This window comes from Nocardia bhagyanarayanae (genome assembly GCF_006716565.1).
Classification (GTDB): Bacteria; Actinomycetota; Actinomycetes; order Mycobacteriales; family Mycobacteriaceae; genus Nocardia; species Nocardia bhagyanarayanae.
In genome coordinates this window covers 2,401,815-2,417,503 of the sequence record NZ_VFPG01000001.1, presented here as the reverse complement: position 1 = coordinate 2,417,503, position 15,689 = coordinate 2,401,815, and the positions used below count along the sequence as shown (strand labels likewise).

The 15,689-nt window shown below is 70.7% G+C and carries 6 protein-coding genes (1 of these 6 only partly in view); 4 read left to right on the top strand and 2 right to left on the bottom strand.

Annotated elements, in window-relative coordinates:
- Positions 1-56: 56 nt before the first annotated feature.
- The gene (locus tag FB390_RS10015; RefSeq protein ID WP_141808714.1) at positions 57-1,199 is read left to right on the top strand and encodes a GDSL-type esterase/lipase family protein; all 1,143 of its coding nucleotides are present in this window, start codon (positions 57-59) and stop codon (positions 1,197-1,199) included.
- A gap of 27 nt (positions 1,200-1,226) precedes the next feature.
- On the opposite strand, the gene FB390_RS10010 is transcribed toward FB390_RS10015, so the two are convergent.
- Entirely contained in the window at positions 1,227-1,841 is a 615-nt protein-coding gene (locus FB390_RS10010; RefSeq protein WP_141808713.1) for a TetR/AcrR family transcriptional regulator, read from the bottom strand.
- A 70-nt stretch (positions 1,842-1,911) separates the two neighbouring features.
- Here FB390_RS10010 and FB390_RS10005 point away from each other — a divergent pair, with 70 nt between their 5' ends.
- From FB390_RS10005 to FB390_RS09995, 3 genes are read left to right on the top strand one after another with little or no spacing between them, the layout of a single operon-like run.
- Positions 1,912-2,469 carry a peroxiredoxin-like family protein gene (locus FB390_RS10005; RefSeq protein WP_141808712.1) on the top strand — a complete coding sequence of 186 codons (558 nt, stop codon included), beginning with the start codon at positions 1,912-1,914 and terminating at the stop codon, positions 2,467-2,469.
- A complete protein-coding gene (locus tag FB390_RS10000; RefSeq protein WP_141808711.1) occupies positions 2,466-2,996 on the top strand; it encodes an anthrone oxygenase family protein in 531 nt (176 codons plus the stop codon). The genes FB390_RS10005 and FB390_RS10000 overlap by 4 nt, the downstream gene beginning before the upstream one ends.
- A complete protein-coding gene (locus FB390_RS09995) occupies positions 2,993-3,598 on the top strand; it encodes a YHS domain-containing protein (RefSeq protein ID WP_141808710.1) in 606 nt (201 codons plus the stop codon). The genes FB390_RS10000 and FB390_RS09995 overlap by 4 nt, the downstream gene beginning before the upstream one ends.
- A 60-nt stretch (positions 3,599-3,658) precedes the next feature.
- Here the strand turns inward: FB390_RS09995 and FB390_RS09990 are convergent, their stop codons facing one another.
- On the bottom strand, positions 3,659-15,689 hold the final stretch of the coding sequence (locus FB390_RS09990; protein WP_141808709.1) for a non-ribosomal peptide synthase/polyketide synthase. It continues 25,097 nt past the right edge of the window; the window shows 12,031 of its 37,128 coding nt (coding positions 25,098-37,128); its start codon lies off the right edge, out of view; the stop codon is at positions 3,659-3,661.

Sequence of the window (15,689 nt, the reverse complement as noted above, 5' to 3'; positions counted from 1 at the left end):
TTCGGAGTAGATCTATGCATACGCAATATTCCTCAAGTCAAGCACCTGGAGTTCTCATGTCGTCGCAAACCACCCGCTGGATCGCCGGCTTCCGCTCGGCCGTGATCAGCCCCTACGAGCGAATCAAGCTCACCGAACCGCACGAGTTCGCCGATCAGACCCTGCGCCAAGTGCTACACCTCGCGGGCGGCGGTGAGCGGATCCGCGTTCACCTGACCAACCGCTACGGACGGACGCCGCTCGTCGTCGGCGCGGCCAGGGTCGCGCTGCGCAAGACCGACGACCAGATCGCCCCGGAAACCGATCGCGTACTGCGCTTCGACGGTGTGGAGCGGGTGACCGTGCCCGCGGGCGGCGAGCTGATCAGCGATCCGATCGACCTCGCGGTCGAGGCGGGTGACGATCTCCTGCTGAGCCTCTACCTGCCCGAACCGACCGGGCTGGCGACGTTTTCGCACATGCCCGCCGAGATCGCCTATGCCGCAGCGGGCGATCACACCGAATCGATCGCGATGCCTGGCGCACAGGTGATCCCCGCGCGCTTCTTCGTCAGCGGCGTCGATGTCCTCGCGCCCGCGGAGACCGAAATCGCCGTCGCCTTCGGCGATTCCTGGTTCGAGGGCTTCGGCAGCACGATCGGCGCCAACCGCCGCTCGGTGGACGCGCTCAACGACCGCATGTCACGCGGCTGGGTGGTGAACCAGGGCATCGGCGGAAACCGCCTGCTCACCGGCGAGATCGGGGAACGCGGCATGGACCGGTTCGAGCGCGACGCCCGCGACGTCCCAGGCGTGCGCCACATCCTGGTCCACTTCGGTATCAACGATCTGATCCTCGGCGGCCTCGGCGATCAGCCACCCGCCACCGCGACCGAACTCATCGAGGGCTTCACCGAACTGGCCCACCGCGCGCACGCCGCGGGTCTGGCCATCCACGTCGGCACCATCGGCCCCTACGCGGGCTGCGTCTACGAAGGCCCGACCGTCTTCGAGACCCTGGACACCCGGCGCGAGGTGAACGAATGGCTGCGCGGGACGGACATTTTCGACTCGGTGTTCGACGTCGACCGCGCCGTCGCCGATCCCGAGCGACCGGACTACATTCGGCCCGAGTTCGACAGCGGTGACGGCATGCATCTCAACGACGCGGGCGCGCGGGCCATGGCCGAAGCCGTCGACCTCGCCGCGATCTTCGGGTGACCGACTCGAGCACGGCGGCAGCGAGATTCAGCGCGGCGCCAAACCGCGCAGCACGATCTCGACGCCGCCGTGGAACTCGTCGTCGACGGACATCGTCCGCGCCTGGGCCGCGGTCTGCACCAGCAGCGGGAAGTCCTCGGCGGACAGCGCGGCGATGGTCGCGGTCCCCGGTCCCGCGATCGAGGCGTAGTGCTCGTTCTGGAGGAAGCCGAGCAGGAAGCCGACCACGGTTCGCTGCGCGATCACCCGTTCGGCGCCGGTGAAGCCCGCGTCGGTGAGCACGGTGAGCATGGCCTCCATCCAGTGCAGCGAGGCGGCCGAGGACTGCCGGTGCCGCAGGATCAGCGGAACCGTGGCCGGGTGGTCCGCGACAGCGGCGCGCATCCGCGTCAGCAGGACGGTCGCCTTGGCTCGCCAGTCCGGCCCCTCGGGTGGCGCGGTCTCCATGGCGCCCAGCACCCGATCCACCACCAGCACCTCCAACTGATCCCGGTGGGCGACATAGCGGTACAGGCCCATGGTGGCCATGCGCAGTTCCTTCGCGATCGCCCGCATGGTCAGGCCGTCGAGGCCGTCGCGGTCGATGACCGCGAGGGCGGCGGCCCCGAGATCGTCGGTGGTCAGCGAACGAGGACGTGGCATGGGTTGACAGCGTACAAGGTACGCGCATACTTGTCGTAGGCGTACGTCGTACACCTACGAAGGAGAGACCATGTCGTTGCCGACTTCCATCGCCACCCGCACCTTGCGGACAGTCACCGGTGTCGAGGTTCCGGTCCCGGATCCCGATTGCCTCGTCCACCTGCAATTCCGCCGCTTCGCGGGCTGTCCCGTGTGCAACATGCACCTGCGTTCGATCGTCGTGCGCCACCACGAGATCACCGCCGCCGACATCCGCGAGGTGATCGTCTTCCACTCGCACGCGGACGAACTGCGCAAGTACACCGACGATCTGCCGCTCGACGTGATCGCCGACCCGGATCGGCTGTTGTACCGCGAGTTCGGCGTCGAGTCGTCGCCGCGCGCCCTGCTCGATCCGCGCGGTTGGCCCGCCATCGTCCGCGCCGTCGCGCACGACCTGCGCGCCGCGCTGCGCCGCGACCGCCCCGCTCCCCCGTCCCGGCCCGACGGCGGCCCGCTCGGTCTGCCCGCGGACTTCCTCATCGCCCCCGACGGGCGCGTGCTTGCGTCGAAGCACGGTACGCACGTCTACGACCAGTGGTCGGTGGACGAACTGCTGGCGCTGGCGCCCTCGAGGCAGCTCCGGTGAGCGCGCTCACCCGCGCCGACGGACGAACGCAGCGCACGGACGAAGCGAGAAGACAGCCGCGCGTCGCCAGGGCGTGCGCGCTGCTGTCCAGCGGGCTGCTCGCGGGCGCGTTCGGGTACGGAGCGGTCAACGTGCTCTATGCCTTTCGCGAGGTGCCGCTCGATGTCCGCTTTACCTTTCACACCGCGCTGATGCAGGTCAACGGGTTCGTCATGCAGTCGCTGATGGGGCTGACGATCCTGAGCTGCGCCGTACTGGCCGTGCGCACGTCCGGCAGGTCGCGATGGGCCGCCGGAGTCGCCGCGGCGCTGGCGTTTTCGTCCTTCTTGCTCACGCGCTTCGGCAATGTGCCGATCAATCAGCACATCAAGCGCTGGGCGATCGAGGGGCCGCCCGCCGACTACGCCGAGATGCTCGGTCGTTGGGAGGCATTCCATTTCGCCCGCACCGGCTGCGCGCTGCTGGCTTTCGTGCTGATCGTCCTGCTCACCGTCCCGAACTTCGCCGAGAAGGGAACACGCCCATGATGACCATCGAATTGTTCGTCTCCGCGGGAGTTCTCGACGCCGAGCGCAAACAGGCTCTCGCCGAACGCATCCTGCACGGGTTGACCACGGAAGGCAGCGCGCCGGACGCCGTAATGGAGAAGGCACGCGAGCTCACCCACGTGCTCGTCCGGGAGCCGGAAGTGTGGGCCACCGGCGGCTCCGCCGCACCGCGCTACCTCGTCCGCCTCACGGTCCCCGGCGCGTGGAGCAACAACCCGCATTTCGCCGGCCACGTCGTACCGATGATCACCGACGCGATCGCGGCGACCGAACCCGACCCGGACCGCCTCACCCGCGAACCGCACTGCGTGGTCCAAATCGTCGGCCTCCGCGAACACGGCCTCGCCACCCTCGGCCGCACCCTCACCAGCACCGAAATCACCAAACTGCTGACCGACGACTACCGCAACTCCGGCGAAACCCGCGAAGCCCCGGAGGGTCACGTCATCGACCCGATCTGCGGCATGCCCGTCGAACTGGCCACCACCGACCTGACCCTCACCCACAACGGCACCGACTACGCCTTCTGCGCCCCCGCCTGCCGCAAACTCTTCGCCGAAGAACACGCCATCCCCGCCTGACCCCAACCACCCCGAAGGCCGCCACCGATCCCTCGGCAGCGGCCTTCGTGGTCGGACAACCTACTCCGCGACGATGATTCGGGTTTCCTCGTCGGCGGCGTCGGTGGGTTCGCCGGGGGTGACGAACCAGTGGGTGACTTCGCCGTCGGCGAGGTCGTCGGCTACGTCGTCGGCCGTGGGGAGCACGGAGAGTGCACCCGCGGTAGCCGTGGCGACGAACTCCCAGAGGGCGGCTCGGCCCGCGGCGGCGGTGGTGAACGTGGTCGACTCGTAGTCGATGTCGTTCTCGTCGCGGATCCGTTCGCCCAGGTCGAGCGCCGCGGTCTGGCTCAGCGCGACCGGCGCGCCGTCGACCAGCTCCACGAAGGCCGGGTGCTCCTCGCCGAGCGGGCGGACCCGATCGGCGTAGGACACCGGGTGCCCCGCGGCCGCAGCCAGTTCGGTCTGGACCTGCGGATCGCTCGGCACCAGCCAGTTCACCGCACCCGCACCGGAAGCCGCGCCGATGCCGAAAGCGGCTCCGGCAGCGGCGATCTCGTCCGCGCCGAGGCCCGAGGCGAACAGGCAGGCGGCGCCCGCCTTCTGCACGGCCCAGCCCGCGACCACCGCGTCGACACCGCGCGGCAGCGCCACCGCGACGACGTCGCCCGGACCCGCGCCCCGTGCGATCAGCACCCTGGCCAGCTGCGAGGAACGCCGATCCAGCACGTGGTAGGCGATCTCGTCGCCGTCGGCGAGCAGCGCGGGCGCCTGCGGATCCGCCTCGACGACCTCGGCGAGCACCTTGGCCACGGTCCGCGCGCCGACCCGGTTCGCCGACTCCGGCGCCGCGGCCGCCGTAGCGACGTGGGACTCGGCGAGCAGCCGGGCCCGTTCCGCACTGTCCAGGATGTCGATGTCGCCGACCAGCCCCGCCGGGTCGCCGAGCAGCGACTCCAGCACCCGGACCAACCGGGTGGAGAGCGTCTGTACTTCCTCGGCGGTGAACCGGCTGAGCAGGTACTCGAAGCTGATCTCCAGGATCGACTCGGCCGCCACCTTCAGCGACAGCGGGTAGTGCGTCGTGTTGCTGACGTCCACCCCGGTCACCGACATGCCGTCGATCGAACTCGCCGCCGCGATCGCCTCGCGGTCGATCGGGTAGGACTCGAACACGTACAGCGTGTCGAACTGCGACCCGGCACCGGCGGCCCGCTGGATGTCGGCCAGGCCGACGTAGTGGTGATCCAGCAGATCCGCCTGCTCGCGCTGCAACTGCCGCAGCTGGTCCTCGATGGTGGCGCGATCATCGATGCGCACCCGGACGGGCAGCGTGTTGATGAACAGACCGACCATCGATTCGACGCCGGGCAGCTCCGCGGGCCTGCCCGACACCGTGGCGCCGAAGGCCACGTCCGAGCGACCGGTGAGCCTGCCGAGCAGGATGCCCCAAGCCGCCGACACCAGGGTGTTCACCGTGATGCCGAGTTCCGCGCAGTGCTTGGTGAGCCTGCGGGTGCGGTCGGCATCGAGGTGGGTGACCAGCTTGCCGGTCCGGTAGTCCTCGGCCGAACGCGCCTGCGGAGCGAGCTCGGTCGGATCGTCGAGACCCTCGAACGCGCGCGACCAGGTCCGCAGCGAGGCGTCCAGATCGCGGCCCGCGAGCCACTCCAGGAACGTCCGGTAGGACGCGACCTCCGGCAGCGCCGAGGCGTCGCCGCGCAGCGCGTACAGCACCAGCAGATCCTGCATCAGCAGCGGCATCGACCAGCCGTCCAGCAGCACGTGGTGGGTGCTGATGACGAGGTGCCAGTGGTCGGCGGCGGTGCGGTACAGGCCGTAGCGCACCAGCGGCGGCGCGGCCATGTCGAACCGCTGCGCCAGGTCCTCGGCCAGCCGCTTCCGCAGTTCCGCGTCCCGCTCGTCCTCGGGCAGCCCGGTGAGATCCACTGTGCGCCAAGGCACCTCGACCCGGTCCATCGCGATCTGCACGGACTGGCCCGCCGCGTCGGTGACGAACGCGGTGCGCAGGTTCGGGTAGCGGTCGAGCAGCGCCTGCGCCGAGGCGTGCAGCCGCTCGGCGTCCACCTCGCCGGTGAGCTCGATGACGGCCTGCATGTTGTAGACGTCCACGGTGGTCGTGGTCATCTGCGCGTGGAAGAGCAGACCGGACTGCAGCGGTGTGAGCGGCCAGACCTCGGTGAGGCCGGGGTAGGTCCGCTCCCACAGCTCGATGTCGGCCTGGCCGACCCGCACCAGCGGCATGTCGGACGGCGTGTGGCCGCCCGCACCGGGCCGGCGCACGTGCGCGGCCAGCGCGGTCAGCGCGGACACCCAGAGCTCGCCGAGTTCGCCGACGCGCTCGGCCGTGAGCAGGCCGGTCGGGAAGGCGAACGACGCCACCAGCTCCGGACCGTCCGCACCGTCGAGCACCATCGCCTCGATGTCGAGCGCCGCGTCCGCGGGCCGGTCGTCGTCGGCGACGGTGGTGATCTCGGCGGCCTGCGCGCCCAGGTACCGGAAGCCGACCTGCGCGGCGTCGGCCAGTCCGAGCAGACCGTGGCCGCGTCCGTGATCGGGCACGGCGAGCAGCTGCTCCTTGACCGACTTCACGATGCGGCCCAAGGCGTTTCCGCCCGCGAAGGCCTCGTCGAGGTCGGCGCCGTCGAGGTCGATCCGCACCGGGTGGGCGAGGTCGAACCAGCCGAGCGTGCGCGCCAGCTCCGCCCCACGTGCGGCCCGCGCGGCGCGACCGTCGCCCGCGCTGCGGATCAGCGCGGCGGCGCCGTGCTGTTCGCCGCGCCAGCGCACCAGCGCCATGGCCAGCGCCGCGAGCAGGCCGTCGGCCGCCGCGCCGTGGAAGCGGGCGGGCGCCGTGCTAAGTACCGCCTCGGTGACCTCGGCGGGCACGGTGACCCGCACCCGGTCCACGGTGGCCGCGATGTCGGTCGCCGGGTCGAGTGCCCGCGCGCCGAGCAGCGGCTCGGTGGTGTCCGAGATCGCCTGCCAGAAAGGCAGTTCCGACTCGTGCGCGGCGGCCTCGTCGGCGGCCACGCTGTGCGCCCAGCGCCGCAGCGTGGTGCCGGTGGCGGGCAGCTCGAGCGGCGCGTCGACGCCGAGCTGCTCGGCCGCGGTGGTCAGCTCGCCGAGCAAGACCCGCCACGACTGCGCGTCCACCGCGAAACGGTGCGCCACGACCAGCAATTCGTCGGGACGGTTGTCGGCGAAGGTGAACAGCACGAACTGCGCCATCACACCGTCGGCCGGATCGAGTCGATCGACCGCCGCGGCGCGCTCGGCCGCGACCAGGTCGGCCAGCTCGGCGCTGTTCTCGACCCTGACCTCGCTGAGCAGCGGCTCCACCTCGACGCGGTCGACGGCCTCGAACACCCAGCCGTCGCCGTCGGCGCGCAGCTTGGTGCGCAGCGCGTCGTGCCGGTCGAACAGGGCCTCGAGCACGTCGAGCAGCGTGTACCAGTCGAGCGCGGAGGGCAGCGGCAGCAGCGCGGTCTGCGCGTACCGCTGGAACGGCGCACCACCGGACAGCGCCGCGGCGACGGCGGGCGGCAGCGGCATCTCGCCGACACCGCCGCCGGGCAGTTCGGCGGGCTGTTCCCGCTCGGCCTGCGTGGCGGTCGCGATGGCGGCCAGCGCGGCGACGCTGCGCTGATCGAACACGTCGCGCACGCTGAACTCGACGCCGAGCGCCTTGGCTCGCGAGACCAGCTGGATCGACAGAATGCTGTTGCCGCCGAGCGCGAAGAAGTCGTCGTCGGCGCCGATGTGCTCGACGTCGAGGACGTCGCTGAACACGCCCGCCACGATCTGCTCGGCCGGGGTCACCGGCGCGCGGAACGCCGCCTTCTCGAACGTCGGCTGCGGCAGCGCGTTGCGGTCCAGCTTGCCGTTCGCGTTGAGCGGCAAGGCGTCCAGCGCCATGAAGGCGCTCGGCACCATGTAGGACGGCAGCTCCGCCGCGAGCGCGGACTGCAGCTTGCGCTTGTCCAGTTCGCCGGTCTCCGGATCGATTCCGGCCGCCGACGGCACGACGTAGGCGACGAGCCGATCGCCGAGACCGGGATCGTTGTGCGCCAGCACCGCAGCGGAAGCGATCGCGTCCTGCCGCAGCAGCGCGGCCTCGATCTCGCCGAGCTCGATGCGGAAGCCGCGGATCTTCACCTGGAAGTCGGTGCGGCCCCGGTATTCCAGCTCGCCGTCGGCGTTCCAGGCGACCAGGTCACCGGTGCGGTACATCCGCGCGCCCGGCTCGCCGAACGGGTTCGCGACGAACCGTTCCGCGGAGAGATCCGGGCGGGCGAAGTAGCCGCGCGCCAATTGCGCACCGGCCAAGTACAACTCGCCGGAGACGCCGACCGGAACCGGCCGCAGGCGCGAATCCAGCACGTAGACCTGGCTGTTCCACTCCGGCGCACCGATGGAGACCGAGTGCTCGTCGGCGTCGGTGACGGCGTGGTTGGTGATGGACACCGCCGCCTCGGTCGGGCCGTACAGGTTGAACAGCCCGGCCGCGTTGCCGCGCCGGAACTTCTGCGCGGTCACCGCGGGCAGCGCCTCACCGATGGCGAGGATGCGCCGCAGCGAATGCGGCATGCGGCCTTCGGATTCGGTGAGCAGCGCGTCGAGCATCGACGGAACCACATGCAACGTGGTCACACCCGTCGAACGCATCAACTCGTTCAAGTAAGCCGGATCCCGATGACCATCGGCGGTCGCGATCACCAAACGACCACCACTGACCGCCGCGGACCAGAACTCCCACACCGAGAGATCGAACGTCGCCGCCGTCTTCAACAACACCACGTTCTCGCTGTCGAGACCGAACTCCGCCGACTTCCACAGCAACTGGTTCACGATCGCCGCGTGCGGCACCGCAACACCCTTGGGCTGACCCGTCGAACCCGACGTGAAGATCACATACGCCGTATTCGCCGCAACCAGAACACCATTGCGCTCGTTCGCCGCGATCGGCGCATCCGAGTAGCCGGACAGATCCAGCTCGTCGATCGCGACGGTCTGCGCCGCCTCGGTCTCGAACGCGTCCCGAGCCGTGGTCAGCACGCACACCGGAGCGGCCGTGCCGAGGATGTAGTCGACACGATCCACCGGCTGATCCGGATCGATCGGCACGTACGCCGCACCGGCCTTGGCCACCGCGTACATCGCGATCACCAGATCCGCCGACCGGCGAATGGCCAACGCCACCCGATCCTCCGGACCGACACCACGACCGATCAAGTACCGCGCCAACCGGTTCACCCGGGCATCCAGCTCGGCGTAGGTCAGCTGGGTCCGCTCGCCGGACGCCGTGTCGGCGACCAGCGCGACGGTGCCCGGCGCGGCCTCGGCCACCGCGGCGTCGAGCAGCGACACCAGCGTGGCGTCGGTGTCGACGGGTCGTGCGGTGTCGTTCCACTTGCGCAGGATCCGCTCGGTCTCCGCGTCGGCGAGCAGGTCGATCTCGCCGACCGGAACCGTCACGTCGGTGATGACCGCGTCCAGCACCCGCACGAACCGGTCCGCGAAGCCCTGCACCGTGGCCTCGTCGAACAGGTCGGTCGCGTAACCGAATTCGGTGATGATCTCGGCCGGGGTGCCGTCGTCGGCGTACCGGTCGTAGAGCGTCACGTGCAGGTCGGTCTTGGCCAGCTGCGAGTTGAAGTTGACCGCGCTCACCTGGAGCCCGGGCAGCGTCAACGTGGTCTCGGCCAGGTTCTGGAAGGAAAGGCCGATCTGGAACAGCGGGTTGCGCGCGGTGGAGCGCTCCGGGTTCAGCACCTCGACGAGGCGCTCGAACGGAACGTCGGCGTTGGCGAACGCCTCGAGGTCGCGTTCGCGCACGTCGGCGAGCAGGTCGGCGAACCGGTCGCCCGGCCGCACGCCGGTGCGGAACACCAGCGTGTTGACGAACATGCCGATCAGGTCGTCGAGTTCGCGCTCACCGCGACCCGCGATCGGCGTGCCGACCGCGATGTCCTCGGTGCCGGAGAGCCGCGCGAGCAGCACCGCGAGCGCCGCGTGCACCACCATGAACAGCGAGGCGTTGTTGGCGCGCGCCAATTCCGCAAGCTCGGCGTGCCGCTGCGGCGAGAGCTCGAAGCGCAGCGCCTTGCCGTGGAACGACTGCGCGGGCGGGCGCGGCCGGTCCGCGGGCAGCTCCAGCTGATCGGGCAGCCCGGCGAGCGCCTGCTTCCAGTAAGCGACCTGGCGGGCGGCCACCGACTCCGGATCGTCCTCGGAGCCGAGCACCGCGCGCTGCCACAGCGCGTAGTCGGCGTACTGCACCGGCAGCGGCGTCCACTGCGGCGCGTCGCCCGCGACCCTGGCCACGTAGGCCGCCATCAGGTCGCGCGCCAGCGGACCCATCGACGCGCCGTCCGCCGACACGTGGTGCACGACGAACGCGATCACGTGCTCCTGCTCGGAGATTCGGAACAGCGCGACGGCGAGCGGCACCTCGGTGGTGACGTCGAAGGTGGTCATGGCGAACGCGATGACCCGCCCGATCAGCTCCGACTCGTCGATCTGGACCGGATTCAGCTGCGGCAGGTTCGCCGGCAGGATCACCTGGTGCGGACCGTCCGCCGAGCTCGGGTAGATGGTGCGCAGCACCTCGTGGCGGGCGAACACGTCGCCGATCGCCTGCTCCAGCGCGCGCACGTCGAGCGCGCCGGAGAGCCGGACGGCCAGCGGGATGTTGTCCACCGCCGAGGTGGCCGTGTCGAACTGGTTGAGGAACCAGTACCGCGCCTGCGCGGGCGAGAGCGGAATCCGCTCCGGCCGCTCGGCGGCGGTCAGTTCCGGACGCGACCGGCCGGAGCCCGCGATGCGCTCGACCCTGGTCGCCAGGGCGGCCACGGTGGACGCCTCGAACAGATCGCGCACCGCGAGCTGGGTGTCCAGCGCCGCGCCGAGGCGCGCGGTCACCTGGGTGGCGACCAGCGAGTTGCCGCCCAGCTCGAAGAAGTCGTCGTCCAAGCCGACACGCGCCACGCCGAGCACGTCGCCGAAGGTGTTCGCCACGATCTCCTCGATCGGCGTCGAGGGGGCGCGGAAGGCCTTGACCTCGAACACCGGCGCGGGCAGCGCCTTGCGATCCAGCTTGCCGGAGGCGTTCAGCGGGAACTCGTCGAGCACCACGAACGCCGAGGGCACCATGTACGCGGGCAACTCGCCGCCCAGCTGGGTACGCACGGAATCGACGTCGATCACCTGACCGGCGGTCGCGACGACGTAGCCGACCAGCTGGTCGCCGAGGCGCTCGTCCGAGCGCACGACCACGACCGCCTGGGCGATCGAATCCAGCGCGGTGAGCGCGGCCTCGATCTCGCCGAGCTCGATGCGCAGACCGCGCAGCTTCACCTGGAAATCGGTGCGGCCCAGGTACTCCAGCTCGCCCTTCTTCGTCCAAGTGACGAGGTCGCCGGTGCGGTACATCCGCTCGCCCGCGGCGAACGGGTTGGCCACGAACCGATCCGAGGTCAGGTCCGGCCGCGCCACGTAACCGCGCGCCAGCTGGACACCGGCCAGGTACAGCTCACCCGCGACACCGACCGGAACCGGGTGCAGGCGCGAATCGAGCACGTACACCTGGGTGTTGAACACCGGCGCGCCGATCGGCACCGACACCACGTCGTCCTCGGTGACCTCGTGATAGGTCACGTCGACCGCGGCCTCGGTCGGGCCGTACAGGTTGTGCAGGCGGGCGCCGGTCAGCTCCTGGAGACGCTGCGCCGTCACCGCGGGCAGCGCCTCGCCGGAGGCGAAGACGTTGCGCAGGCTGGTGCACTCGTCCGCGCGCTCCTCGGCGACGAACACCGACATCATCGACGGCACGAAGTGCGCCGTGGTGACCCGCTCGCGCTTGATCACCTCGACCAGGTAGCCCGGATCGCGGTGGCCGTCCGGCTTGGCGACCACCAGGCGCGCGCCGATCTGCAAGGGCCAGAAGAACTCCCACACCGACACGTCGAAGGTCGCGGGGGTCTTCTGCAACACCACGTCGGTGCCGTCCAGCCCGTACTCGGACTGCATCCACACCAGGCGGTTCACGATCGCGTCGTGCGCGACGCCGACACCCTTCGGACGACCCGTCGAGCCGGACGTGAAGATCACGTACGCGGTGTTCGACGGACGCAGCGGCGCGCGCCGCTCCGCGTCCGACACGGGGGCGTCGTCGTAGGCCGACACGTCGAGCGTGTCGATCTCCAGCGCGGTGACCGAGCCGGAGTCGAAGCCGTCCCGCGAGGTGGTCAGCACACAGACCGGCTCGGCCAGGTCGAGCACGTAGTGGGTGCGCTCGGCCGGATGATCCGGATCCAGCGGCACGTACGCACCGCCCGCGACGCTCACCGCGTACATGCCGACGACCAGGTCGAGCGAGCGGCGCATGCCGAGCGCGACCAACGTGTCCGGCCCGACACCCGAGGCGATCAGGTGCCGCGCCAAACGGTGCACGCGCGAGGCGAATTCGGCGTAGGACAGACTCGTCCCCTCGAACGTCAGCGCGGTCGCGTCCGGCGTCCGCGCCGCCTGTGCCTCGAACATCGACACCAGGGTGGCGTCCCTGTCGACCGGGTGCGCCGTGTCGTTCCACGTCCGCACCACGGTGGCGCGCTCGCTCGCGTCGAGCAGCTCGACGTCGCCGAGCACCACGGCCGGGTCGGCGACCACCGCGTCCAGCATTCGCACCAGGCGCTCGGCGAACGAGGCCACCGTCGCGCCGTCGAACATGTCGGTGGCGTAGGCGATCTCGGCCTTCATGCCTTCGGCGGCGGTGCCGGTGAAGTTCAGGTGCAGATCGAACTTCGCGGTCACCACGTCCAGCGGCACACCCGAGACTTCCAGGCCGGGCAGCTCGAAGGTGGTGTCACCGGTGTTCTGGAACGAGAGCATCACCTGGAACAGCGGGTGCCTCGCCTGCGAACGCGCCGGGTTCAGCAGCTCGACGAGCCGCTCGAACGGCAGGTCCGCGTGCCCGAACGCGGCGAGGTCGGTTTCCCTTGTCCGCGTGAGCAGTTCGGCGAACGGCTGGGCCGGGTCGACGGCGCTGCGCAGCACGAGCGTGTTGACGAACATGCCGATGGCGTCGTCGAGCACGGCCTCGCCGCGGCCGGCGACCACGGTGCCGATGGCGATGTCGTCGCTGCCGGACAGGCGTCCGAGCAGCGCCGCGAACGCCGCGTGCACCACCATGAACAAGCTCGCGCCATGCTCGCGGGCCAGTGCCTCGGCGGCCTGCGCCAGTTCGGCGGAGAGCTCGAACTCGTAGACCCCGCCGCGGTTGGACGCGACGGCCGGACGCTTGCGGTCCGACGGCAGATCGAGCTGGTCGGGCAGACCGGCGAGGTTCTGCGACCAGTACGCGACCTGCGCCGCGATCAGCGAGTCCGGATCGTCCTCGGAGCCGAGCGTCTCGCGCTGCCACAGCGCGTAGTCGGCGTACTGCACCGGCAGCGGCGCCCAGCCCGGCGCCTCGCCGCGCGAGCGCGCCGCGTAGGCGACCATGACGTCGCGGGCCAGCGGTCCGACCGACCAGCCGTCGCCCGAGACGTGGTGCACCACGAAGACCAGCACGTGGGTGTCCGGCTGGGAGCCGTCCATCGAACCGGCGATACGGAACAGCGCGGCGCGCACCGGCACGGCGGCGGTGACGTCGAATCCGGTGAGCACCAGCTCGCTGATGCGCTCCTGAATCTCCGTCTCCGACACCAGGATCGGGGTCAGGTCCAGGTTCTCCTGGCCCGCGGGCAGCACGACCTGCACGCCCTGACCGTCGGCGGTCTCCGGGTACACGGTGCGCAGCACCTCGTGCCGGTCGACCACGTCGGCGACCGCCCTGCGCAGGGCGTCGACGTCCAGCGCGCCGGTGAGCCGCACCGCGAGCGGGATGTTGTTGACGGCGGTCTGGTTGTCGAAGCGGTTGAGGAACCACATCCGCTGCTGCGCGAGCGACAGCGGGATCTGTTCCGGTCGCGGCCCGGCGACCAGCTCGCGCCTGCGTCCGCTGCCCGCCTTCGCCGCGGTGCGCGCGGCGAGCGCGGCCACCGTGGGCGCCTCGAACAGCTCGCGCACGGCGAGGTCGGCGTCGACCGCCTCGTTGATCCGCGCGACGACGCGGGTGGCGAGCAGCGAGTTGCCGCCGAGGGCGAAGAAGTCGTCGTCCAGACCGACTTCCTCGACGCCGAGCAGCTCGGCGAACACCGTCGCGACGGCCTGCTCGATCGGCGTGCTCGGCGCGCGGAAGGCCGCGGTGCTGACGAACTCCGGCTCCGGCAGCGCGCGCCGGTCCAGCTTGCCGTTCGGGGTGAGCGGCAGGGTGTCGAGCACCACGATGGCGTCCGGGACCATGTACGCGGTCAGGAACTCCGCGACTGCCTCGCGCAGCGCGACCGGGTCGACCGCGGCGCCGGTCTCGGGCACCACGTAACCGACGAGGCGGTCGCCCGCGTGCTCGTCGGCGCGGACCATGACCACGGCCTGGCGCACGCCGTCGCAACGGACCAGCGCCGACTCGATCTCGCCGAGCTCGATGCGGAAGCCGCGCAGCTGCACCTGCTGGTCGCTGCGGCCCGCGTACTCCAGGTTGGCCGAGTCGCCGGTGCCGAACCAGCGGCCGACGTCACCCGAGCGGTACATGCGGGAACCGGGCTCCCCGAAGGGGTTCGCGACGAAGCGGGTCGCGGCGAGGCCGGGCCTGCCGAGGTAGCCGCGCGCCAGCTGCGCACCGGTCACGTAGATCTCGCCCGCGACGCCGACCGGCGCGGGGGCCAGCCGGTTGTCGAGCACGAAGGCGCTCAGGCCGGGCAGGGCACGGCCGATGACGCTGGCCGGGTTGTCGACGTCCTGGGCGTCCAGTGCGAGGAACGACACGTGCACCGTGGTCTCGGTGATGCCGTACATGTTCACCAGGCGCGGCGCGTCCGCCGGGTGGCGCTCGTACCAGCGGCGCAGCTGCCGCAGATCCAGCGCCTCACCGCCGAAGATCACGTGGCGCAGCGCGAATTCGCCGTTGTCGTCGGCGGCGCTCGCCGCCCGGTCGGCCTCCACCAGCTGGTAGAACGCCGACGGCGTCTGGTTGAGCACGGTGACCCGGTCGCGAACCAGCAACTCGCGGAACAGTTCCGGCGAACGCGAGGTCAGGTAGTCGACGACGACCACCGAACCGCCGTAGGCCAGCGCGCACCACAGTTCCCAGACCGAGAAGTCGAAGGCGAACGAGTGGAACAGCGTCCACACGTCGGACTCGTCGAAGCCGAACAGCGGCTGGGTGTTCGCGAACAGCTCCACCGCGTTGCGGTGCGAGACGCCGACGCCCTTGGGCACACCGGTCGAACCGGAGGTGTAGATGACGTAGGCGAGGTTGTCCTGGCGCAGCGGCCGGATGCGATCGGCATCGGTGACCGGCGCGTCGGACTCGTCCGCGGTCCGCTCGACGAGCAGCAGCGGAATCTCGCCCGCCGGAACGGCTTCCGCGTCCGCCGCGGTGGTCAGCACGCACACCGGCGCCGCGTCGGCGAGGGTGAACTCGAGCCGCTGCACCGGGTAGGTGGTGTCGATCGGCACGTAGGCGGCGCCGGTCAGCAGCACCGCGTACAGCGCGATCGGCAGTTCCTCGGTGCGCGAGATCGCCACCGCGACCTTGGATTCCGGCCCGACGCCCTGCGCGATGAGGGCGCGCGCGATCCGGTTGGCCCGGCGCTCGAACTCGCCGAAGGACACCGCGGTCTCGCCGAAACGAATCGCCGGTGCGTCCGGACGACGCCTGGCCTGCGCGCCGATCAGGTCGACCAGCGTGGCCGCGGGCGCCTCGACGCCCTCGGTGTTCCATTCGCGCAGCACCAGTTCGCGCTCGCCGGGCGCGAGCAGGTCGATGTCGCCGACCACCACGCTCGCGTCGGCCGAGACCGCGCCCAGGACGCGCAGCAGGCGATCCGCGAACCCGCGAACCGTGCTCGCGTCGAAAAGGTCGGTCGCGAAACTGAATTCGGCCGACATGCCCTGCGGTCCGCCGTCCGCGCCGAGCTTCTCCTCCAGCGTCAACTGGAGGTCGAACTTGGCAAGCGGCACCGCCATGTCCACGCCCGACACCGTC